Source organism: Microbacterium sp. NPDC056057 (genome assembly GCF_042266945.1).
Lineage (GTDB): Bacteria > Actinomycetota > Actinomycetes > Actinomycetales > Microbacteriaceae > Microbacterium > Microbacterium trichothecenolyticum_C.
Genome location: NZ_JBHJWS010000001.1, coordinates 941,681 through 965,416 on the forward strand (window position 1 = coordinate 941,681; position 23,736 = coordinate 965,416).

General features: G+C 71.3%; 14 protein-coding genes. 10 read left to right on the plus strand and 4 right to left on the minus strand.

The window, feature by feature from the left end; translation table 11 throughout:
• Positions 1 to 10: 10 nt before the first annotated feature.
• Positions 11 to 2,722: a family 78 glycoside hydrolase catalytic domain gene (locus tag ACFC1K_RS04045; protein WP_375870545.1), complete on the plus strand. Its 2,712-nt coding sequence runs from the start codon at positions 11 to 13 to the stop codon at positions 2,720 to 2,722.
• On the opposite strand, the gene ACFC1K_RS04050 is transcribed toward ACFC1K_RS04045, so the two are convergent.
• Entirely contained in the window at positions 2,703 to 4,322 is a 1,620-nt protein-coding gene (locus tag ACFC1K_RS04050; protein WP_375870546.1) for a peptide MFS transporter, read from the minus strand. The genes ACFC1K_RS04045 and ACFC1K_RS04050 overlap by 20 nt on opposite strands.
• A 113-nt stretch (positions 4,323 to 4,435) precedes the next feature.
• Here ACFC1K_RS04050 and ACFC1K_RS04055 point away from each other — a divergent pair, with 113 nt between their 5' ends.
• Positions 4,436 to 5,689, plus strand: a complete 1,254-nt coding sequence (locus ACFC1K_RS04055) for an FAD-dependent oxidoreductase (protein ID WP_375870547.1) — start codon at positions 4,436 to 4,438, stop codon at positions 5,687 to 5,689.
• Positions 5,690 to 5,774: 85 nt separating this feature from the next.
• Here ACFC1K_RS04055 and ACFC1K_RS04060 read toward each other — a convergent pair whose 3' ends face one another.
• Positions 5,775 to 7,175 carry an MFS transporter gene (locus ACFC1K_RS04060; RefSeq protein WP_375870548.1) on the minus strand — a complete coding sequence of 467 codons (1,401 nt, stop codon included), beginning with the start codon at positions 7,173 to 7,175 and terminating at the stop codon, positions 5,775 to 5,777.
• Positions 7,176 to 7,374: 199 nt separating this feature from the next.
• Between ACFC1K_RS04060 and ACFC1K_RS04065 the strand changes: the two genes are divergently transcribed.
• The 6 genes from ACFC1K_RS04065 (at position 7,375) to ACFC1K_RS04090 (ending at position 13,010) form a co-directional block, all read left to right on the plus strand.
• Complete coding sequence (locus ACFC1K_RS04065; protein ID WP_375870549.1) at positions 7,375 to 8,088, plus strand: GNAT family N-acetyltransferase; 714 nt, start codon at positions 7,375 to 7,377, stop codon at positions 8,086 to 8,088.
• Positions 8,089 to 8,180: 92 nt separating this feature from the next.
• Entirely contained in the window at positions 8,181 to 9,098 is a 918-nt protein-coding gene (locus ACFC1K_RS04070; protein WP_375870550.1) for a cyclase family protein, read from the plus strand.
• A 150-nt stretch (positions 9,099 to 9,248) separates the two neighbouring features.
• Positions 9,249 to 10,589 (plus strand): phytase, encoded by a 1,341-nt coding sequence (locus ACFC1K_RS04075; RefSeq protein ID WP_375870551.1) that lies wholly within the window; start codon positions 9,249 to 9,251, stop codon positions 10,587 to 10,589.
• Positions 10,590 to 10,785: 196 nt separating this feature from the next.
• The gene (locus ACFC1K_RS04080) at positions 10,786 to 10,950 is read left to right on the plus strand and encodes a hypothetical protein (RefSeq protein ID WP_310286267.1); all 165 of its coding nucleotides are present in this window, start codon (positions 10,786 to 10,788) and stop codon (positions 10,948 to 10,950) included.
• A 39-nt stretch (positions 10,951 to 10,989) separates the two neighbouring features.
• Positions 10,990 to 12,123 carry an o-succinylbenzoate synthase gene (gene menC / locus ACFC1K_RS04085; protein ID WP_375870552.1) on the plus strand — a complete coding sequence of 378 codons (1,134 nt, stop codon included), beginning with the start codon at positions 10,990 to 10,992 and terminating at the stop codon, positions 12,121 to 12,123.
• Positions 12,124 to 12,128: 5 nt separating this feature from the next.
• Entirely contained in the window at positions 12,129 to 13,010 is an 882-nt protein-coding gene (locus ACFC1K_RS04090) for a hypothetical protein (RefSeq protein WP_375870553.1), read from the plus strand.
• Between the two features lie 74 nt (positions 13,011 to 13,084).
• Here the strand turns inward: ACFC1K_RS04090 and ACFC1K_RS04095 are convergent, their stop codons facing one another.
• The gene (locus tag ACFC1K_RS04095; protein ID WP_375871149.1) at positions 13,085 to 19,393 is read right to left on the minus strand and encodes a fibronectin type III domain-containing protein; all 6,309 of its coding nucleotides are present in this window, start codon (positions 19,391 to 19,393) and stop codon (positions 13,085 to 13,087) included.
• Positions 19,394 to 19,779: 386 nt separating this feature from the next.
• On the opposite strand from ACFC1K_RS04095, the gene ACFC1K_RS04100 reads away from it, so the two are divergent.
• Positions 19,780 to 21,117 carry an alpha-hydroxy-acid oxidizing protein gene (locus ACFC1K_RS04100; protein WP_375870554.1) on the plus strand — a complete coding sequence of 446 codons (1,338 nt, stop codon included), beginning with the start codon at positions 19,780 to 19,782 and terminating at the stop codon, positions 21,115 to 21,117.
• A gap of 9 nt (positions 21,118 to 21,126) precedes the next feature.
• Here ACFC1K_RS04100 and ACFC1K_RS04105 read toward each other — a convergent pair whose 3' ends face one another.
• Positions 21,127 to 21,765, minus strand: a complete 639-nt coding sequence (locus ACFC1K_RS04105; RefSeq protein ID WP_375870555.1) for a hypothetical protein — start codon at positions 21,763 to 21,765, stop codon at positions 21,127 to 21,129.
• Between the two features lie 100 nt (positions 21,766 to 21,865).
• On the opposite strand from ACFC1K_RS04105, the gene ACFC1K_RS04110 reads away from it, so the two are divergent.
• Entirely contained in the window at positions 21,866 to 23,725 is a 1,860-nt protein-coding gene (locus tag ACFC1K_RS04110) for a substrate-binding domain-containing protein (RefSeq protein ID WP_375870556.1), read from the plus strand.
• Positions 23,726 to 23,736: the final 11 nt, after the last annotated feature.

Here is a 23,736-nt window from a genome sequence, read left to right on the forward strand (position 1 = left end):
CGGATCGACCATGACTGCCGCCCCCCACGACCTCCGTGTCGAGCACCTCAGCGCCCCGATCGGCGTCGGCGTACGCCGCCCGCGCTTCTCGTGGTTCGTCGACCACGTTCGGGCCGCGTGCGAACTCGAGGTGTCGACCGCGGGCAGGGTCGTGTGGGCGAGTGGCGAGATTCAGACCGCCGACGCCGCCCCCATCGTCTACGCCGGGGAATCATTGATCTCGAACACGGCATACGAGTGGCGGGTGCGCAGTCGTGCCACCGAGGGCGAGTGGTCGGACTGGGCAGATTCGACCTTCGAGACGTCCCTGCTGGACGCCTCCGACTGGGTCGCGCCCTGGATCGAACCCGTTCAGCGGGATGCCGTGGTCGAGCGGTGGAGCATCGTCGACTGGATCCGCGGACTCGGTCCCGACTCGCCGCCCGAGGAGCGGCTGCGTCCCGCGCAGCTGCTGCGCCAGCGGTTCGAGGTCGGTCCCGGTGCCGTGCGGGCGCGGCTGTTCGCCACCGCCCGCGGCGTGTACTCCGCGTTCATCAACGGTGCGCGCTCCGACGATCACGTCCTCGCACCGGGCTTCGACAGCTACGAGCATCGCGTGTCGTTCTCGACGGCCGACGTGACGGCGGCTCTCGTCGAAGGGGAGAACGTCCTCGGCGTCGCGCTGGCGGACGGCTGGTGGGCGGGCAGGATCGGCCTGACCGGCTCGAGTGCGCAGTTCGGCACGCGCACGTCGGCGGTCTGGCAGCTCCACATCGACTACGCCGACGGCGCGACGCAGATCGTCGCGTCGGGCGCCGACGTGCGCAGCGAGACCGGGCCGTGGGCGTACGCCGACCTGTTCGTGGGCGAGCGATTCGACCGGCGCGCCGTGCCTGCAGGTTGGGACCGGCCCGGCTTCGACGACGGCGGATGGATGCCGGCGGCCGACGCCGGCCGCGACCACGCCGCTCTCGTGCCCCTGCGTGGCGAGCCGGTCCGCCGCGTGCTCGAAGTGTCGCCGGTCGCGGTCGTCGAGACCGCCGAGGGGGCCGTCGTCGACTTCGGGCAGGTGCTCGTCGGCCGCGTGCGGCTCCGTCTGCGCGACACAGCCCCCGGTCAGCGCGTGGCGATCGAACACACCGAGACGCTCGCCGCGGATGGCTCGTGGTTCGCGAACATCGCCGGGATCAACAAGGAGCAGACCGACGTCTTCATCGCCGCCGGCGGACCCGACGAATGGGAGCCGGAGTTCACGTTCCACGGCTTCCGCTACGCGCGCGTCAGCGGCCTGACCATGGACCTGTCGGTCGACGACGTCGTCGCCGTCGTGCTGGCGAGCGATCTGGAGCAGACCGGCTGGTTCGAGGCATCCGATCCCCGTCTCGACCGCCTGCATCAGAACGTCGTCTGGAGTCAGCGCGGCAACTTCCTGTCGGTGCCCACCGACTGCCCGCAGCGCGAGCGCGCGGGCTGGACCGGCGACATCCAGGCGTTCGTCGGAGCGGCGACGAACAACGCGCAGGTGGTGCCGTTCCTCGCGCGGTGGCTCGACAATCTGCGCGCTGATCAGCTGCAGGACGGCCGGATCCCGATCTTCTCGCCGCGCTCGCCGTTCGACGCCGAGGCCGCGGCGAAGGCGCAGGGGATCGGCTCGATCGTGGCCGCCGCCGGGTGGAGCGACGCCATCGCGATCGTGCCGTGGACCCTCTACGAGCGCACCGGCGACCGCCGCGTACTCGAGGAGAACTTCGACGCGATGCTCCGGTGGATCGACTACCAGACGACGACCGCGCGCGCCGAGCTGCCGGCGTCCCTCGCCGAAGTAGCGCTCGATGAGGCGCGTGCGGACGCGCAGGCGCTGCTCTACGACACCGGCGCGCAGTTCGGCGACTGGCTGACCCCGAGCACGATGGAGGGGCGCCCGATGCATGAGGCGATCGGCATCGCGCCGGCGCTCACGGGGGAGTACCTCGCGCCGATGTTCCAGGCGAACACGCTCACGATCGCCGCGCGTGCCGCTGCGGTCCTCGGGCGGGCGACGGATGCTGCGCACCTCGGCGAGCTGGCCGCTCAGGTGCGCGCGGCGTTCGCCGCGGAGTACGTCGATGCCCACGGCGACCTGCCGGTGCGGCTGCAGGGCCTGTACGTCGTCGCGCTCGCGTTCGACATGATCCCCGCCGAACTGCGCGCCCGCACCGCGGCGCGCCTCGTGGAACTGATCCGCGAGCGCGGGAACCGCCTCGACACCGGATTCCTGTCGACGCCCTACCTGCTGGACGTGCTGTGCGATTCCGGCCACCCCGACGTCGCCCGCACGCTGCTGTGGCAGTCCGAGATGCCGTCCTGGCTCTACGAGGTCGACCGTGGCGCTACCACGATCTGGGAGGCGTGGGACGCGATCTCACCCGACGGCGAGATCCGCCCGATGTCGTTCAACCACTATGCGCCGGGCAGCGTCGACGACTTCCTCTACCGCCGGGTCGCCGGCATCCGTCCCACCGCACCCGGCTACCGCACCGCGGTCATCGCGCCCGACTTCGAGGCCGGGCTGGACCACGTGCGCGCGCACGTCGGAACGCCCTACGGGCGGCTCGCCGTGGAGTGGGCGGTCGCCGGCGATGCGGCATCCGTGACGGTCGACGTGCCGCATGGCGTGACCGCCCGACTGGCCACGCCCCGCGGAGAGCTCGCGCTGGAGCCCGGGCGCTCGCGCCACTCGATGTCTATCGGACCCCGCGCATGAGCTTCAGCACCGGCTTGGCCGCGGCGAGAAGCGCGAGGCCCAGCACGATGGCGATGCCGCCGAGCAGGGTGAAGTAAGGGATCTCGTTCGTCGGGTCGTAGAACTGGGCGAGCCAGCCGGCGATCGCGGTGCCGAGAGCGATCGAAAGGAAGTACAGCGCCACCATCTGCGTGTGGAAGCGCTCGGGCGCGAGCTTGGTCGTCACAGAGAGGCCCGGAGGAGAGATGAACAGCTCGGCGATCGTGAACACGAAGAGGATCATCACGATCGCCAGCAGGGGTGTCGAGTTCGGTGCGCCGTTCGCCCACGGCAGGAAGAGCAGGAACGCGACGCCCATGATCATCGCGCCGAGCGAGAACTTCACAGGTGCCGACGGGGCGCGGTTGCCGAGCTTCGTCCAGATCGCGGCGAAGACGCCCGACAGGATGATGACGAAGATGGGATTGATCGAGTTCACCCACGACACCGGCATCTCCCAGCCGAAGATCGTGCGGTCCAGCTGCTTGTCGGAGTAGATCGTCAGCACCGTGAACTGCTGCTGGTACAACGACCAGAAACCCACGTTGACGATGAAGAGCGGGATGAACCCGACGACGCGCGAGCGGTCGTCGCCGCTGATCGCGCGCGACGAGATGATGACGCAGAAGTAGGCGATGGCAGCGGCAAGAGTGACGAGGATCACGACGCCGGCGAGGTTGTCGGCGCGGATGACCCCGGTGAGCACGAGCACGACGATGAGCAGCAGCCCCGCGATGCCGATGCCGATCATCATGCCCCGGCGGTTCGCGGGGAGCGGGTTCGCGACCACCCGTGACGACGCCGGCAGCTGCTTGCGTCCGAACGAGTACTGGATGAGGCCGATCGCCATGCCGATCGCCGCGACCCCGAATCCCCAGTGGAACCCGACGTTGCTCTGCAGGAACCCGGTCACGAGCGGGCCGAGGAACGCACCGAGGTTGATGCCGAGGTAGAAGAGGGAGAACCCGGCGTCTCGGCGCGGGTCCTTCGGGGAGTACAGCGTGCCGACGACGGCGGTCGCGTTGGCCTTCAGCCCGCCCGAGCCGACGGCGACGAGGATGAGGCCGACGCCGAGCCCCCACACGCTCGGGAGCAGCGCGAGGGCGATGTGGCCCGCCATGATGACCCACGCGCTGAAGAACAGGACGCGTTCCGAGCCGAGCAGGCGGTCGGCCACCCAGGCGCCCAGGATCGTCGAGAGGTACACGGTGCCGCCGTAGGCGCCGACGATGCCGGTCGCCGTCGCCTCCGGGATGCCCAGGCCCCCGTCGGCGACGGAGTAGTACATGTAGATGAGCAGGATGCCCTGCATGCCGTAGAAGCTGAAGCGCTCCCACATCTCCACGCCGAAGATGTGCGCAAGGGCCCAGGGCTGCCCGAAGAACCGGGTGTCGTGGTCGGCGCCGTCTTCCGGGGCGGTGGTGCCCGCGGCATCCGTTCCGCTCGCGGCGGCTACCGTGCCGGTTCGGGTGGCATCCGCGGCGGCCGTGGCCCCGTCGGGCGGGCCGACCGGTACCTGCTCGGGCTTGCGATCTCCCCGCGTCGCGTCGTCCCCCTGAAAGCCCTGCTCACGTCCGTCCATCGCCCGCTCCCGTCGCCCCCGGTTGACGTCAGGCTAGCGACGGGGCGCGCGGGCGCGATAGCCCCAGGGGCGAACGCCCTAGTCTGAGCGGGGGCTCACAGAACGGCGCGCACATGCGGATCGGCATCATCGGCGGCGGCGCCGCGGGACTCGCGGCCGCATGGCTGCTCGAGGACGACCACGACGTCACGCTGTTCGAGAAGGACGACCGTCTCGGCGGTCACGCGCACACGGTCGACGTCGAGGTCGACGGGCGGGTGCTCGCTGTCGACGCCGGTTTCCAGTTCTTCGCGCGCAGCGCCGCCTACGCGACGTTCAACCGGCTGCTCGACGAGCTCGAGGTGCCGCGCACGACGTACCCGGCGACGCTGACGGTGTCTCGGATCGACGGCACGCGGCCGGTCGCCATGCCGCCGTTCCGGCGCGGCCGGCCGGTGTGGGCGTCGCTCACGCCGCGCGCGATCGTCCACCTGGTGCGCTTCCGGGCGTTCCTGTCGCGCCTGCCGGCGTTCCTCGCCGAGCACGACACGACCGTGACGATCGCCGAGTACGTCGAGCGCGAGCGGCTGCCGAAGGCGTTCGTCGACGACTTCCTCTTCCCGCTGCTGCTTGCGTTCTGGTGCGTCGACCTCTCCGACTTCCGCCGGTTCGCCGCCTACAACGCGCTCTACTACCTGGGGGCGAACCTCCCGCGCGGGCTGACGCCGCCCGAGCAGAGCGAGATCCCCGGCGGGCTCCGCGTCTACGTCGACGCCCTTGTCGCCTCGCTCGACCGCGCGAGCCTGCACACCGGCGCGCCGGTCGATTCCGTCACGCGGGATGCCGACGGCTCGCTGCTCGTCGAGGCGGCCGGGGCGCAGCATCCGTTCGACCATCTCGTGTTCGCGTGCGATGCGCAGACGGCGCACGACCTGCTCGCGCCGCTGCCGGAGCTCGCCGAACTCACCGCGCAGCTCGCGCGGCTCGGGTACTTCGACACGACCATCGCAATCCACGGCGACCGGCGGCTGATGCCGCGCGACGAGCGCGCGTGGTCGGTCGTGAACGTGCGGACGGATGCTGCGCACAGCTCGCTCTCGATCTGGAGCCCCTCGCGCGGGGTCGAGGTCTTCAAGAGCTGGGTGACGTACGACGCTGAGCTGCCGGAGCCGCTCTACGCGACCGCAACATACCGGCACGGCCTCATCGACACCGAGTACTTCGACGCCCAGAGCCGGCTGCGCCCGCTGCAAGGACGGCACGGGGTGTCGCTCGCGGGGCTCTACACCGCCGACGCCGACTCCCACGAGAGCGCGATCCTCTCGGCGGTCGCCGTCGCCGAGCGGCTCGCGCCCGGCTCTCCACGACTGGCCCGGCTGCGCGGCTGAACCCGCCGGGTCCGCGCAACTGCTGCACTTTCCGGCAACTGCGCCGTCGCGCGACGCAGCGGTCGCAGGAAGGTGCAGCAGTCCGTCACTCCGGGAGGGACGGATGCCGCTCCTGGGGCGCGTGGTGGCGCGGGATGAACAGTGCGACGAGCAGCGCGACGAGCGCGGCCCCGCCGCCGAGCAGGAACGAGACGTGGAACGCCGCCGGATCGGGCACCGGCACGCCGTCGACCTCGACCGCGAACGTCGCGAGCACCGCGCCGATCACGGCGGCGGCGGTGCTGGTGCCGAGCGAGCGGAACAGCGCGTTGAGGCCGTTCGACGCGCCCGTCTCGGACTGCGGCACCGAGCGCATGATGAGCATCGGCATCGCCGCGTAGCCGAAGCCGATGCCGAAGCCGATGCCGATGTTCGCCACGAGGATCTGCCACACCTCGCTCGCGAACAGGAGGGTGAACCCGTAGGTGATGACGAGCGAGACGGCGCCGACGACGAGGAGCAGCTTGGGCCCGACCGTGCGCGCGAGCTGCCCCGAGAAGGGCGAGAGCACCATCATCACGAGGCCTGCCGGCATCACGATGAGGCTCGCGGCCACGAGCGAGAGGCCGAACCCGCCTGCCGCGGTCGGCAGCTCGAGCATCTGCGGGTAGATCACGTTCGACGCGAACAGCGAGAAGCCGAATGCGATCGAGGCGAGGTTGGTGAGCAGCACCGGCCGCCGCGCCGCGACGCGGAGGTCGAGCAGCGGGTCCGTGATGCGCAGTTCGTACCAGCCCCACAGCAGCAGCACGGCGAGGCCGCCGAGGCCGCACGCGAGCACGACGGGGGAGGTCCAGCCCCACTCGTTGCCCCGCGACACCGCGAGCAGCACGCCGACGAGGCCGACCGCGAGGCCGGCCGCGCCGAGGTAGTCGAACTTCCCGCCCGTGCGCAGGGCGCTCACCGGCACGATCCACAGCACGAGGGCGAACACTATCGCGCCGAGGCCGGCGGCGACCCAGAACAGCACGTGCCAGTCGCTGCGCTCGGTGATGAAGGCGCTGATCGGGAGCCCGAGCGCACCGCCCACACCGAGCGTCGCACTGATGAGGGCGATGGCCGAGTCCACCCGGTCTTCGTGCAGCACGTCGCGCAGGATCGAGATGCCGAGCGGGATCACGCCGGTCACCGCGCCCTGCAGCGTACGCCCGATGATCACGCCGACGATGCCGGGGGAGGCGGCGGCGATCACCGAGCCGGCGACCAGCAGCGCCAGCAGCACGAGCACGATGCGGCGCTTGCCGTACATGTCGCCGAGACGTCCGGCGATCGGGGTCATCACGGCGGCCGCGAGAAGGGTCGAGGTCACGACCCACGCGGTGTCGTCGCGGCTCGCGTTCAGGAGTTCGGGCAGCTTCGACTGGATGGGCACGACGAGCGTGAACATGAAGGAAGACGCGAGCCCCGCGATCGCCAGGACCGCCACGATGGCGCCCTGGCGAGGCATCCGGGTGAGTCTTCTTCTCGCGTCCTCGTCACCCGTGCCCATCAGTTCAGGCTATCGGGGCTGCGAGCACCGGGCTCCGCCGCCGGCGCTGCAGAACTCCTTCGATGGCGCGTCCAGGCCGCCGTTTCATGCGGGATTCCGTGGTGCCCCGGCCGGATCGAAGGAGTTCTGCCGGGCTCCGCGGGTGCAGACTTAGCACATGGCCGAGACCGCGACGCCGCCCGGCATCGACATCCGCTTCCTCGACACCGTCGAAGAGGTCCACCGCGCGTCGGCCGTGCTCGCCGAGGTGTGGGGCGGCGACCGGGGCGGCATGCCGCCGAACCTGCTGCGCGCCCTCGCCCACGCCGGCAACTACGCCGTCGGCCTGTACGACGAGGAGCGCATGGTCGGGGCATCCGTCGCGTTCTTCGCGGAGCCCGCCGCGCGCTCGATGCACAGTCACATCACCGGCGTCCTCGCCGACCACCAGGCGCAGGGGCTCGGCCGCGTGCTGAAGCGGCACCAGCAGGAGTGGGCCCTCGCCCGCGGCGTCGGTCACATCACCTGGACGTTCGACCCCCTCGTCGCCCGTAACGCCCACTTCAACCTGCGCGTGCTCGGCACGCGCGTCACCGAATACCTCGTGAACCACTACGGTCCGATGGACGACGGCGTCAACCGCGGCGACGAGACCGACCGCATCATGGTCTCGTGGGCGCTCGCCGCGCCGCCGGTGCCCACCCCCGAGGACGAGCGCGTGGTCGCCTCGGTCGAGATCCCGCACGACATAGAGACCCTCCGCCGCGAGACGCCGGTGGATGCCGCGGTCTGGCGCACGCGCGTGCGCGAGCAGCTCGTCGGGCACCTCGCCGACGGCCTCGTCATCGGCGGCTTCGACGACGCTCGCGGGTACCTGCTCGTCCGGCCCTGAGGGCCGGAGCATTCCTGCCGTCTGACGGGAGTCGCCTGCCATTCTCCGAACCCAGCCGTGGGAGACGGATGCTGCGCCCCTACGCTGACCGCATGCCCGAATACCGCGCCCACTTCGACTTCGACATCCGCTTCGCCAACGGCGGTGGCCTCGCCGGCACGGGGTTCCGGCTCGACCTTCCGAGCGCGGATGCCACGGAGGGCGAGATCGCGCGACTCCTGATCGCGCACCTCGGGCTGGCCCTCGTCGATGAGGTGGAGCTACGGGGCCTGCGCATCGTCGAGGAGGCGCACCGCGGCAGCAGGGGAGTGGATGCCGCGTCCCCGGTCGCCGGCGGAACGCGCGTGGTCGACCTCAGCCACCCGATCCGCGCCGGGCTCGTGACCTACCCCGGCCTTCCCGCGCCCACGATCACGCCCCACCTCACCCGCGAGGACTCGCGCGCCCGGTACGCGCCGGGCACGGAGTTCGCGATGGACGTCATCCACATGATCGGCAACACCGGCACCTACCTCGACTCGCCCTTCCACCGCTACGCCGACGGCAGCGACCTGGCGGGCCTCGACCTGTCGTCGCTCGTGGGCCTGCGCGCCGAGGTGTTCCACCTCGAGGACGCCTGGGATGGCTCGCGCCGAGGCATCCGTTCCGCCACACTCGCCGATCGCGACGTGCGCGGCGCGGCCGTCCTGCTGCACACCGGCTGGGACCGCTGGTTCGGGCAGCCGGAGTACGGAGCCGGGGCGCCGTTCCTCGCGGGCGAGGCCGCCCAGTGGCTCATCGACGCCGGGGCGGCGCTCGTCGGCATCGACTCGGTGAACATCGACGACACCGAGTCGGGCGGCGAGCGGCCTGCGCACTCGCTGCTGCTCGGCGCCGGCGTGCACGTGGTCGAGCACCTCACGAACCTCGGGGCGCTGCCGCCGCGCGGCGCGCGGTTCACCGCAGCGCCGCCCGCCGTCGAGGGCTTCGGCACGTTCCCCGTGCGCGCCTTCGCCGAGCTGCCCGCCTGACCTCGGGAGCCATCACAGGACTGCTCACCTGTCGCGAAGTGCCGGCTCGAGCCACACATCGTGACAGGTGAGCAGAGGGCGTCGGCGCCTGCGGGGAGCGTTCACTCTGGCGACACGTCGAATTCGAGTGGGCGAGCCAGGGTCGGAGGCATGTCTCCCCGACTCCTACTCGCGGCGCCGCTGGCCGCCGTCCTCGCTGTGTCCGTGCCGCTGGCCGCATCCGCGCGTCCCTCCGGCGAGCCCGTGCCGCTCGCAGTCGTCACCACGTCCGTTGAGACGCCCGTGCTGTACGACGACGAGGAGGGCGGCAACGCCTCGGGCGACGACCCGGCCATCTGGGTCGACCCCGGCGACTCGCGCGACTCGATCGTGATCGCGACGGCCAAGGAGGGCGGCCTGCGCGTGTACGACCTCGACGGCGCCGAGCTGCAGTCGCTCACCGCTGAGCCTGCTCCGCGCGCCGACGGCGTCGACGGCCGCTACAACAACGTCGACATCGCGTATGGGATCGACCTGGGCTCGGGGCCCGCCGACATCGCGGTCGTCTCGGACCGCTACAACGACCAGCTCCGCTTCTTCGCGATCGACGCGGCCGGGGCCGAGGCATCCGTCCCTCTGCACGAGGTGACTGCGCCGGAACTGCCGTTCCTCTTCAGCGCCGATCGCGACGAGGTCGACGAGGAGCAGACGGCGTACGGTCTGGCGGTGTGGCAGCCGAAGGGTCAGGCGCCGGTCGCCGTGGTGACGCGCGAGGGACACACCACCGTGGCGACCGCGGCGCTTACCGTGGCCGACGGGCGGGTGGGCTACACGCCGGTCGCGTCGGTCGACTTCCCGGCGTCGTTCGCGCTGCCCGACGGCACGACGTGGACACCGTGCGACGAGCCGGGCGTGCTGCCGCAGCTCGAGGGCCTCAGCGTCGATCAGCGCACGGGCGTGCTGTATGCGGCGCAGGAGGACGTGGGCCTCTGGCGCCTGCAGCTGCCGATCGGTTCGGGCGAGCCGAAGCTCATCGACCGCGTGCGCGACTTCGGCATCCACGACGCGTACGACCCCGAGTCGGAGGAGTGCGCACCGGTCGACGCCGAGGCGACCGGCTTCGGCGGGACGGCGCTCGAGGCCGATGCCGAGGGCGTCGACGTCTACTACGGTCCCGGCGCCACGGGATACGTCATCGTGTCGAGCCAGGGCGACGACACCTACGCGGTCTACCGCACGCAGGGCCGCAACGACCTCGTCGGCACGTTCCGCGTCGCGGGCGTGGGCGGCGTCGACGATGTGAACGGGTCGGACGGGCTCGCCGTGACCAACCGCCCGGTCGGCGACTATCGCGAGGGTCTGCTCGTCACGCACGACGAGCCCGACAGCGGTCCCGAGGTCGACGACGAGCGCGACGCGACGAACTTCTCGTACGTCTCGTGGCGCGAGGTCGCGGACGCGCTCGGCCTCAAGGTCGACACCTCGCCGCGGAGCGACCCGCGCTTCCGCTGAGCGCGGCTCCGCAAGGATCGGAGATCCCGTGGGAATCGGACGGATGCCGCGTGCCCGGCCGATTCCCGCGGGATCCCCGTGTTTCGCAGGCCGGCGCCGGGGCCGATGTCGGACCCCCGGCGTAGCGTGACGGACAGATAGAGAGACGTATCACCGGCGGCACCGCGGGCTCTTCTCAGGGGAACGAGGAGGAATCATGCGCGAGCACATCGAGACCCTGATCGTCGCCATGAGCGACGCGCTGCGGGGAACGGCGCACCACACGGCGCCGGCAGAACCGCGTCGCCGGCGGCCGCGGGTCGCCCGGTCCACGTACGTCCCGGTCCTCCGAGACGTCGCGACCGCGCGCTTCGCGCACTGACCGCCTCGCTCCGTAGCCGGCCGGGCGTACGCTGAGCGCATGCCCATCGCCCGGCCGGCGGCATCCGTCACCCTCGAAGGATTCGAGCTGCGAGTGCTGCACCTGCCGCTCGTCGCTCCGTTCACCACGTCGTTCGGCACCGAGACGGTGCGTGAGGTCATCGTCGTGCGGGCGCTCACCGCTGACGGCGACGGCTGGGGCGAAGTCGTCACGCAGGCCGATCCGCTGTACTCGAGCGAGTACACGCAGGGCGCGTGGGACGTCGCGCTGCGCTTCCTCGTGCCGGCACTCCTCGACCGGGAGCGCCTCGCACCGGAGGAGGTCGCGAGCGTGCTCGAGCCTTTCAAGGGCCACCGCATGGCCAAGGCCGGACTCGAGCTCGCCGTGCTCGATGCGGGGCTGCGCGCCGAGGGACGCAGCTTCGCCGAGTACGCCGGGGCGGTGCGCGACCGCGTGCCGAGCGGGGTGTCGGTCGGCATCCAGCGCGATCCCGCCGCGCTCGTCGAGACCGTGCGCGGCTACCTCGACGAGGGCTACGTGCGCATCAAGATCAAGATCAAACCCGGCCGCGACGTCGGCGACACGGCCGCCGTGCGCGATGAGTTCGGCGCGATCCCGCTGCAGGTCGACGCGAACTCCGCCTTCACGATGGCGGATGCCGACACCCTCGCCGAGCTCGACCGCTTCGACCTGCTCCTCATCGAGCAGCCGCTGCAGGAGGACGATCTCGTCGACCACGCGACGCTGGCTCGCCGTCTTCGCACCCCGGTCTGCCTCGACGAGTCCATCGTGTCCGACAAGGCCGCGGCCGACGCGCTCACGCTGGGCTCGGCATCGGTCATCAACATCAAGGCCGGCCGGGTGGGCGGGTACGTCGAAGCGGTGAAGATCCACGACCGCTGCCTGGCGGCCGGGGTGCCGGTGTGGTGCGGCGGCATGCTCGAGACCGGGATCGGCCGTGCCGCCAACGCGGCCCTCGCCGCGCTCCCGGGCTTCACCCTGCCGGGCGACGTCTCGGCCTCGAGCCGCTTCTACACGCGCGACATCGTCACCGAGCCCGCCGTGCTCGAAGACGGGCATGTGCGCGTGCCGATCGGCCACGGCCTCGGCGTCGACATCGACCCGGTGGCGCTCGAGGACTTCACGGTCGCCCGCGAGACGCTGACGCGGTAAGGCCGATGCGGACCCCGGCGCGACCGCGTCCCCGCCTCGGGGCGGTCGCGCTCGCGGGTGCGCTGGCGCTGACCGGGTGCGCTGCGTCGCCTCAGAGCCCCGAGTCCGCGCCGACGCCGCCGGCCGGGGTCGTCGTCGAGCTCCAGCAGCTGCGCTCGGACGTCGCCGGCCGCCAGGCCCAGGTGCATCTCGAGAACGGCGGCGATGCGCCGCTCACGGTCGGAGAGGTCCGTGTCGAAGACGCGCGATTCGACGGCCCGGCGATCCGCGTGATCGCCGGTCGCGTCAGCACCGTGCCGCCCGGCGGCACCGTCGACATCCGCGTGCAGCTGCCGCCCGTCGACTGCACCGCGCCCGACGACGGCGGGGCCCACGTCGTGCTCGAGCTGACAGGTGACGCCGCGTCGACCGAGGTGACGGCATCCGCTGCCGATCCGCTGGGATTCCTCGCGGAGCTGCACGCCCGCGAGTGCCTGCTGGAGAGGGTGACGGATGCTGCCGCCGTCGCCTTCACCGGCTTCGAGCCCTCCGCACCCGGCGCCCCTGCAGCGCTCGAGCTCACGGTCAGCCCGACCGGCGACGGGGCGGTGACGATCGAGGGCATCGGACGCACGAACCTGATCGACTTCGCCGGGGCGACCTCCGAGGAGGTCCACGCGCTCGACATCGAGGTCGCCGAGGGGGACGCGGAGCCGATCGTGGTGCAGATCCCGATCGTGCCGTTCCGATGCGACCCGCACGCCGTCCAGGAAGACAAGCGCGGCACGATCTTCGACCTGGCCGTGGAGCTGGAGGGCGAGCCCGGTTCGGTCGAACTGTTCGTCGGCGAGGAGATGCGCGGGCGCATCCTGACGTGGGTCGCCGCCTGGTGCGGCTTCGGCGGCTGACCCCGGGTTGATCCCGGCGCGAACGCGAAGCGGCCGGCCGCCCGAAGGCGACCGGCCGCATTCCCGGAGTCCGGCTACCTCACGGTGACCGTGATCGATTGGGAGTTGGTGGCTCCGGCGGCGTTGGCGAACTCGGCGACGTAGGTGTACGTGCCGGGCGCGCGTCCCGCGATGGCGGTCTTGGCCTGCTGTGCGTTCGGGGAGGCGGCGGTGAGCGACTGCTGGTCGATCACCGTGCCGTTCTCGAACAGGCGGTAGGTGGTGGCGTTGGTGCCCCACCACAGGTTGGCGGTGACGGTGTAGTTGCCGTCCTTGTCCCAGTTGTCCTGGGAGAGGACGGGTGCCGCGGGCGCGGCGTCCTTCACCTTCACCGTGACCGAGGTGGTCGCGGTGGTGCCCTTCGCGTTACTCAGCTCGCCCGTGTACACGTAGGTGCCGTTGGGTTTGCCCGACACGTCGACGGTCGACAGCTGCGCCTTGGGCGAGTTCGCGTCGAGCAGCTTCGTGGCGATGAGCGTGCCGTTCTCGTACAGCTTGTACACCGCGCCGTTGACCCCCGACCAGAGGTTCATCGACAACGTGAACGTGCCGTCGTGCAGCCCGTCCTCCCAGCCGGAGTTCGTCGACAGCACACCGCGGCCGGGCTTGGCCGTGGCGCCTTCGTCGTCGAACACCAGCAGCTCCACCGACGCGGCGGTGACGAGGCCGTCGTGGTTGACCGCGTTGACGGTGAGCGTGTGCACCCCCACCCTGTCGGCCAGCGCGATGACCTGTCCCGGTGCGACCGGCTCGCCGTCGAACGCGATGTCGAGGTTGCGCACGCCCGATTCCGGGTCGTCCGCACTCACCCCCACCGTGAACGTGCCCGTGCTGGGCAGCAGCGTGCCGTCCGCGGGCAGCCCCGTTAGCACCGGGGCGGTGGCGTCCGTCGCCCCCGACGGGTCACCGGTGACCGCGATGCGCGGTGCCGGTGGGGTGCTCATGCCGTCGCCGAGGAAGAACGACGTCTGCGGCGGCTGGTTGTAGCCGGTGTTCTGCCACGCGACCGACAGGCGGTAGACCGGGTCGTGCATCAGCGTGCGGATGCGCAGGTCGGTCTCGTCGGTGGTCGAGTAGATCCGCAGCTCGCTCGAGTCGGCCGAGCGCCACGCGATCTCCTCGCGCCAGTCGCCGAACAGGTCGGCCTGCAGGTTGGGCGTGCCCTTCGTCGAGTTGTTCGACCGGGCGCCGTCGGCCTTCACGATCACGTCGGCGGACTCGGTCTCCCAGTTCCACTTGGAGATCGTCGGCACGCCCTGGGACGTGGTCGCGTTCCATTCGTGGTCGACGATCTCGCGGAGCGGGTCGCCGTCGAACCACGCGAGGAAGTTCGCCGCCGGGATCTTCTCGCCGATGAGCTCGCCCGTGGACGACTTCAGCTGGCCGACCGGGGAGTTCCACGCGGCGTCGCCGCCGATGGCCCATCCCTCGGCCCCTTCGTAGCGGGGATCGATGTCGCCGGATGCCGCGCGGCCGGTGTCCCTCACTGCGGGGATCGACCACAGCACCTCGCCGGTACGGGCGTCGCGCATCGTCGCGCCGACGTTGCCGGAGTTGGCCATGTCCTCGTGGGCCGCGAAGACCTCGAGACCCGGGTTCGAAGGCACGAGATCCGACACGTGGATCGCGTCGCCGTGGCCGAGGCCGGTCGAGTAGAGCAGCTGCCCGTCGTCGTCGACCGTCGCCGAGCCGTAGACGATCTCGTCCTTCGAGTCGCCATCGACGTCCGCGACCGACAGGTTGTGGTTACCCATCCCGTAGAAGCCCTCGTTGCCGTCCTCGTTCGAGTCGAGCACCCACCGCTGGGTGAGCGTCGTTCCGTCGAAGTCGTACGCCGCCATCACCGCGCGGGTGTAGTACCCGCGGCTGAAGACCGCGCTCGGGTGCTCGCCGTCGAGGTAGGCCGTCGCCGCGAGGAACCGGTCGACCCGGTTGCCGTAGGCATCGCCCCACGCTCCGACGTCACCGCGGGCCGGCACGTAGTCCACCGTGTCGAGCGCGGCGCCGGTGAGACCGTTGAACACCGTGAGGTACTCGGGGCCCGTGAGCACGTAACCCGAGCTGTTGCGGTAGTCGGCGCTCGCGTTGCCGATCGGCTGGCCCACGCCGTCGATCGTGCCGTCGCCGGTCTTCATGATGACCTCGGCACGTCCGTCGCCGTCGTAGTCGTACACCTGGAACTGCGTGTAGTGCGCGCCGGCCCGGATGTTCACGCCCAGGTCGATGCGCCACAGCCGCGTGCCGTCGAGCCGGTAGGCGTCGAGGTACACGTTGCCGGTGTACCCGGCCTGCGAGTTGTCCTTCGCGTTGGACGGGTCCCACTTCACCAGAAGCTCGTACTGGCCGTCGCCGTCGACGTCGCCCACGCTCGTGTCGTTGGCGGAGTAGGTGTACGGCTGACCGTCCTTGCTGTAGGCGTCGGCGGGCTTGTCGAGCGGCACCGACCGGTACGCACCGGTCTGCACGCCGAACGAGTCCGTCTCGGTGGTCTCGACGCCGTCCACCACCTTGGTGACGAAGTACACGGATGCCGCGTCCCCGGCCTCGTCGAGATAGTTCGTCGAGTCCGTGATCGGCGCCGAAGTGAGGCGCGTGCCGTCACGGTAGACGTGGAAGGCCACGCTGTCGGGATCGGTGCCGAGCATGCGCCAGGACACCAGGTTGCCGGCATCCGTCCTCACCGCCGCCGGGGCGCGGTCGAGGTACTCGGCCTGCCGCTGCAGCACCGTCACCGCCTCGGTGCCGAGCTGCGCGGATGCGGCACCTGCGCCGCCGGCGTTCACCGCGACCACCGTGTAGAAGTACGGGATCGTGGTGAGCACGTCGGTGTCGGTGTAGCGGCTCGCGTCCGCCACGCCGATCAGCTCGCCGCGCTCGCCCTCGACCTCGGAGCGGAACACCAGGTAGTACAGCGCGCCCAGCGGCTGCGCCCACGAGAACTCCACCGCTCGCTTGTCGATGCTCTCGACCGCGAGCCCCGACGGTGCCGCGGGCGGCGTCACGTCGGCGTCGACGAACGAGACCTCGACCGTGGCCGACGGCACCGACTCGAGCTTCGTCTGGTCGACCGCGGTCACGTGGTACGCGTAATCGAGCCCGACGCGAGCCGTCGTGTCGACGAACTCAGGCTCGCTCACCGCCGCGACGAGCACGGCCTTGGCGTCGAACGGCGACTGCCGGTAGACGTTCCAGGTGAGTCCGGGCTCGGCATCCCACGCCAGCGCCACGCTGGGCGCCGCCGGGTCGGCGTTCACGTCGGTGACCTCGAGTCCCACCGGCCCGAGCAGGATCGGCGTGATCTCCAGGCCGTTCAGGCGCGTGCCCGCCGCGGCGCCGTACGCCTCGACGTTGAGCTGCCCGTCGGTGACGAGGAACGGTCCGCGCAGGGTCGAGTTGACGCTGCCGGAGCCGGCGTTGCCGGTGCCGGCCTCCTTGCCTTCGATGCGGAAGCTCGTGCGCGTCGACCCGATCCAGTCGCCCGAGTAGGTCTTCACCGAGTACGTGCCGTTCGGGACGTCCAGGGCGAAGGTCGAGCTGTCGCCCGGGAGCACGAAGTCGCGCACCAGGTCGTTCGAGCCGGTCGCGGCGCCCCGGTCACGGCCGGCGTTCGCGGCCAGGGTGTTGAGGAAGCCGTACCCGCGCGCAGCCGTGTACGCCGTGTTCGGGTTCACTTCGGTGTAGCCCGCCATCAGGGGGTTGCCCGCCAGCTGGAAGTCGTACTTGTAGACCGCCTGCTTCGTCGTGAAGGTCACGGCGGCGCTCGGCGCGGACTCGCCGCGGCCGTTCACCGCGACGACGCGGTACCGGTAGCCGGTGCCCTCGGCGAGACCCTGCACGATCGAGCTCGTCTGCGTCACCATGCCCACGAGCGTCCACTCGGGAGCCGTGTCGGCCACCGCCTGACGGTAGATCTTGTAGATGTCGGCCGTCGGCGAGGCATCCCACTGGAGCGTCGCACCGCCGTTGCTGATCGCGCCGGCCACGACGTTCTGCGGAGCCGCGGGAACGTCGGCGGGCGGTGCGATGTCGGAGACCTTCGCCGCGAGCGGCGAGTCCAGTCCCGCGACATCCTGCGCGATGAGCCGCGCCATCTGGATCGCGCCGTACTCCTGGAAGTGCGTGTCGTCGACGATGCCGGCGGGCCGGTTCGCGAAGATGCCGGGATCGACGTGCAGGAACACGGCCTTCGCCGCCTCCGGCCCGATCTCGTTCAGGTACGCGCGGCTGGACGCCGACAGGTCGACCAGCAGCACGTCCTCCTCTGCGGCGAGCTCCTTCATCTTGTCGACGTACTCGGGGAAGCTCACGTTGAACAGGCCCGTGGCAGCGTCGAAGCTCCGCCGCGACACCGGGGTCACCAGAATCGGGGTCGCGCCGCGCTGGCGCGCGCCCTCGACGTAGACCCGCAGGTACTCCTTGTAGTCCGCGGGGCTCGCGTAGCGGTCGTCGACCCCCTGGGTGGCATCGTTGTGCCCGAACTGCACGAACAGGTAGTCGCCGGGACGGATGCTGCGCAGCACCTCGTCCAGGCGGCCCTGCGTGATGAAGTTCTTGGACGAGCGGCCGCCGATGGCGTTGTTCTGGAAGGCGATGTCGTCGGCGAAGAACCGGTCGATCATCTGGCCCCAGCCGGCCTGCGGCGCGTACGCGATCGGGTCGTAGGTCTGCACGGTCGAGTCGCCGGTGAGGAACGCCGTCGAGATGGCGCCGGCGACACGTGCCGGCAGGCGCGTGATCGTCAGCGCGTTGACGGCGGGGGCGTCGCCCGCGAACTGCAGCGTCAGCGTGCCGTCGACGAGCGCGATCGTGAACGACATGTCGAGGAACGCGCCCGCGGCCTGCGGGTTCGCCAGCACCTTCGCGATGCTCTCGGCCGTCACCGTGGTCGTGGTCGCCGCCTGGGCGTCGCCCGAGACCAGGCGCACGGAGTAGTCGCCGGCGCCGAGGTCGACCTCGAAGGTCGCGCCGGCCGCGGCGACGAAGTCGCCCCGCAGCGCGTCGGAGCCGCCGCGGTCGACGTCGGGCGTCGCCGAGGTGGGCGCGGTCGAGAAGCCGTAGCCCCACTCCGGGTTGTACGCCGTCGCCGACGTCACCGAGAGGGCGCCGTCCGCCACCTGGCCCGGGCCGAAGTCGAACGTCACGACGTCACCGGTCGGAAGCGGCGCCGGTGCGGTGTAGACGTTCGAGGTGACGGTGGCCGAGGCCGACGAGCCCGCCTGGTTGCGGGCGGTGACGCGGTAGGTCCACTGCTGCGCCGTGTCGGCAGCATCCGTGTATCCCGGCGTCGTGACGGTCGTCAGCGCGGAGAAGACGCCATCGGCGCCGGCGCGCTCGACGACGTACTCGTCGCCGTTCGCGACGGCCGACCATGAGAGCACGACCGCGTCGCGCGTGACCTGCGCCACAGCGAGGTCGGCCGGGGCGGCCGGCGCGACGAGCTCGGGGATGACGCCCGACCGCACCTCGGCCGACGGGGCGGAGGCCACGCCGTCGTCGTCCGTCGTGACGACCGCGTAGGCGTACGAAGCGCCCTCGGCGACGGAGGTGTCGCTGTAGGAGGGGACGGTGGTCTCGGCGATCTGCGCGAACTCACCGGTGGTGTCGTTCACCACGGGCGCGCGGAGCACCTGGTACGTGGTCGCGCCGTCGACGGCGGTCCACGCGAGGTCGACGCCGTTCCAGGCGACGCGGGTCGTGGCGAGACCGGTCGGGGCGTCGGGAACGATCGGCGCGACGACGAGGCCGTTGATGTAGGCACCGAGACCCGACCCGGTGAAGCCCACGGTGAGCTGGCCGTCGGTGACGGGGGTGGTGAACGTCGCGGTCGTGTTGAGTCCGCGCGCCGAAGTCATGCGGGTCTGGGCGACGCCCTCGAGCGTCACGGTGGCGTTGGTCCCGGATGCCGAGCTCAGGCCGTCGCCGATGGTCACTGTGACCTCGTAGTCGCCCTCGGGCAGACCGTCGAGCTGGAATCCCCAGTTCGTGCCGGCGACGAAGTCGTCCTCCATCGGGCCCGCGGGGGAGCCGTCGGTGCTGCGGTCGCGGTCGAAGAGCGTCAGGCCCTCGGGCACGGTGATGCCCCAGCCCGACTCAGCGGTGTACAGCGATGTCGTGCGCACCTGCTGCCAGCCCTCGGCGACGGCGCTCGTCGCGGTGCCGAAGTCGAAGCGCCAGGCGCCGTCGTCGGCCGGGGGGAGCAGCGCCGCGGCGGGGGTCGCGGTGATGAGAGCCGCGACCACGGCGGTGGCGCCGGCGATCGCGGTGAGTCGAAGCCCGCGGCGGGGTGCGCGGGCCGCGGGGGCGTGTTCTGCGGGTCGCGTCGCGCCGTCGGCGCGTGCGGACACGTGGGGCACGGTTCCTCCTGTTGTCAGCATCGGCAAAGGATGACGGCGCACGCCGCGGCATCGCGGCATCCATCGTCGTGAACCGGGCGCGTACGGACTCGAGCCCTGTCCGGTGTGGACCGCGCTGGTGCCGCGGTCCGGTTCTGTCGTCGCGACCGCGGAAAGCGTTTCCCGCGCTCGGTCGCTCGCAGTCTGGCACGGCGTCGTGCCGAGAGGCAAGAACTTCGTGAAACGTTTTTACGAGTTGACCTGCCCACCTTGCGCCGTCGACCTCCGGTGCCCTAGGGTTCCCGGCGAGCGCTTTCCCAATCCCCCGTCGCCGATGCGTATACGGACCGTGTCGGCGACGGGCTCGGCGCGCCGCCGTTCTGCGTAGGCTGGCGGGCATGGCCCAGAGCAGCGTTGCTCCCGACGACCCCGCCGCCGCGTCGCGCGGCATCTCGCGTCGGACCCAGTCCGACATCTACCGCGCCGGCATCAGCGGCACCCGGCCCCGCGTGCCGGTCGACACCGACGCCCTCGAGACCGCGGCACGCAAGGCGCTGAGCGCCGAGGCGTTCGCGTACATCGCCGGGGGAGCGGGCGCCGAGCGCACCGTCGCCTCGAACCGCGCCGCCTTCGGCCGCTGGCAGGTGTGGCCGCGGCCGCTGCGGGACGTATCGTCGCGCGACCTGTCGATCGACCTCTTCGGCGTGCGGCGGCCCACGCCGCTCCTGCTCGCCCCGCTCGGGGTCATGGAGATGGCCCACGCCGACGCCGACCTCGCGGTGGCGCGGGCGGCGGCCTCGCTCGGCGTCCCGTACACGCTGTCGAACCAGGCCTCCTTCCCGATGGAGGCGGTGGCCGATGCCGCGCCCGACGGCTCGCGGCTGTTCCAGCTGTACTGGTCGGCGTCCGACGAGCTCAACGCGTCGCTGCTCGGCCGGGCCGAGGCATCCGGATGCGAAGCCGTCGTCGTGACGCTCGACACCCACCTCCTCGGATGGCGCACGCGCGATCTCGACCTGGCGTACCTGCCGTTCACGCGGGCGATGGGCATCGCACAGTACACGAGCGACCCCGTCTTCCAGCAGCTGGTGCGCGAGCGGTCGCGAGGGACGGATGCTGCCGCCCCGCCTGCGCCGCCGGTCAGAGTCACCCCGAAAGCCGTGGCGGCAGGGGTGCGGATCGCGCGCAAGGGCGCGGCCCTCACGGGCACGAGCAGTGTGCGCGAGAATCTGCGCTCGCCGCTGCCGCGCGCCGCGGTGGAGACGTTCCTCGACGTGTTCTCGACGCCGGCGCTCACGTGGGACGACCTGGCGAAGGCCCGGCAGTGGACGTCGCTGCCGATCATCCTGAAAGGCATCGTGCATCCCGACGACGCGATCCGGGCGCTCGACGCCGGCGTCGACGGCATCTGGATCTCGAACCACGGTGGGCGTCAGATCGACCAGTCGGTGCCGACCCTCGAGGTGCTGCCCACGATCGCCGAGCGCGTCGCCGGGCGGGTGCCGATCGTCTTCGATTCCGGCGTGCGGCAGGGCTCCGACGTGTTCATCGCGCTCGCGCTCGGGGCGACCGCGGTCGCACTCGGGCGCCCCTACGCCTACGGCCTCGGAATCGCCGGCGAGGCCGGGGTGCACGAGGTGGTGCGCAACGTGCTCGCCGAACTCGACATCACCCTGGGGCTGTCGGGACACACTTCCATCGCCGAGGTCGGGCGCGACGCGCTGCGGGAAGCGTGAAGCCCGACGTCAGCGCGGCTCACCGTCCTCGGTGAAGCCGAAGATCGGCGTCGCCCCGGCGAGCTCGCCGACGGGCAGCGGCTCGTGCGCGACGGGATGGTCAGGCCACCCGGGGTAGAGGATCGCGGTCAGCTCCGCAGGATCGCCGTCGAAGCAGGTGCTCGTGGCACCCACGCCGATCGCGTCCGCCCGGCCCGCGCCGCCGCGGATCTCGATGGTGAGGGTCGCGACGTCCAGCGCGGGATCGGACGCCTCGACCACGACCTCACCGTCGGCGTGCTGGGCGGGTGGCCTCGTCGTCCAGCCTCGGGCGGTCAGCCAGTCGCCGAGGCGATCCGCCGTCGTCGGCGCGTCGGCGTCGGTCGTCCAGCCCTCGTACGTGGTGCGGTGCAGCGAGAAGGCATAGCCGCGGTGGCAGTCGACGGGGATGTCTCCGTACTCCTGCACCTGCCAGCTGCCGTCGGAGACGTGGACGAGCAGGGTGGCGACGGCCTCCTTGAACAGCAGGTTCGCCTGTCGTGCCGAGGCGTACAGCTCGTCCCCGTGCGGCGGCGAGCCGGTGCATCCGGGCAGTGCGAGAAGCGCGAGCAGGGCGACCGCGAGCCACCGCGAGAGGCGAGCGGGGCGTCTCGGAGCGGGCTCGGTCATCGCGACCTCCGGTCCACGCGACCAGGGTATGCCGCGTCTGCGCGGCCGGGGAGGTACCGCTCGTCTGTGCGCCCGCGGCCGGGAGCCTTAGGCTTCTGACATGCCCGCACGAAGCCGGCGCTCGCCCGCCGACAGCTCGCCCCTCGCCCGGATCCGACCGCGTCTGCTCGCGGGCACGACAGTGCTGATCGCCGCGGCCATCGCGCTGACCGGGTGCTTCGGCGCCGACCCCGTGGTCGAGGAGTCGGGCGGCGGCGATTTCGCCGACGACGGCTGCACGAGCGTCGTCGTGGCGACCTCGTCCGAGAAGGTCAACATGCTCGACGCGCTGGCCGACGCGTTCAAGCAGTCGGCACAGCACGAGCAGCTCGCCGAGTGCGCGACCGTGCATCCGATCAACGTCTCGTCGGGCGACGCGACCCGGTTCCTCACGGCAGGCGGCGACTGGCCCGACGACGACACGCGCCGCTGGCCCACCATGTGGTCGCCCGCGTCGACGGTGTGGACCGATCGGGTCGCGGCCGCAGCATCCGCTTCCCTCGTCGGCGAGCCCGAATCGTTCACGCACACGCCGGTCGTGTTCGGCGTTCCCGAGACGATGGCGAAGGCGCTCGGCTACCCGGCGTCGCCGATCGGCATCGCCGACTTCGAGGCGCTCTGCCAGGACCCCGCGGGCTGGGCGAGTGTCGGCAAGCCGCTGTGGGGCTCGTTCAAGATCTCGAAGACGAATCCGAACACGTCGACGACCGGGCTCTCGGCGATCCTGATGCAGTCGTACGAGGCATCCGGCAAGTCCGCCGATCTCACGGCAGACGACGTCGCGGCCGCCGCGGAGTTCTCGCGCGTGTTCGAGGAATGCGTCATCCACTACGGCGACACCACCGGCAAGGTGCTGACGCGGCTCTACGACGAGACGCAGAACGGCGCCGGCGGCTCGGGGTACGTCTCGGCGGTGGCGCTCGAAGAGACCTCGCTGCTCAACTACAACCAGGGCAACCCCGACTCGCACACGGTGCAGCCGGGTGAGACGCTGACGCCTCCGAAAGAGAAGCTGGTCGCGGTGTACCCGTCGGGCGGCTCGATGTGGTCCGACAACCCGATCACCGTGCTCGGCGCAGACTGGGTGACGCCCGAGCAGGCCGAAGCGGGCGCGGCGTTCGCCGCGTTCCTGCAGACCGACGCGGCGCAGAAGATCCTGCCCGAGTACGGCTTCCGCCCGCTGGATGCCTCGGCGCCGCTGGGCGACCTCTTCACGGCCGAGTACGGCGTCGATCCCGCCGGCCCCGCGGTCACGCTGCCGAAGCCTGCCGTCGACGTGGTGTCGGCCGCGATCGACCAGTGGACGCAGATCCGCAAGCCCTCGTCGGTGCTCGAGGTGATCGACATCTCGGGCTCCATGGACGAGGCGATCGGCGACGGCCGCTCGAAGCTCGACGGCGCGATCGAGGGCGCTCAGGCGACCCTCGGCCACTTCCGCTCGTCCGACGAGGTCGGCGTGTGGGCGTTCACCACCGGCGTCGAGTCGGAGGCCGGGAAGAACATCGTCGTGCTGCGGGACGTGTCTCCGCTCGCGAGCGATCGGGAATCGGTGGACTCGTCGCTCGACGACCTGCGCTTCGCTCACCGCGACGGCACCCCCCTGTACGACGCGATCGCCGCCGCGTACGACGAGATGGTCGCGCGGGCACAGCCCGGTCGCATCAACGCGATCGTGCTGCTGTCGGACGGCCAGGACACCGACTCCGAGATCTCGCTGGACTCGCTCGTCGCGAAGATCGGCGCCGCGTCGAAGGAGGGCGGCGACGACGCGCCGGTGCGCATCTTCCCGATCGCGTACGGCGAGGGCGCCGACACCGGCGCGCTTCAGCGCATCGCCGAGGCGACCGGCGGCCAGTGGTTCGATGCGTCCGACGCCGCGAAGATCGACCTCGTCTTCGCGTCCGTGATCAACAACTTCTGAACGGCGGACGG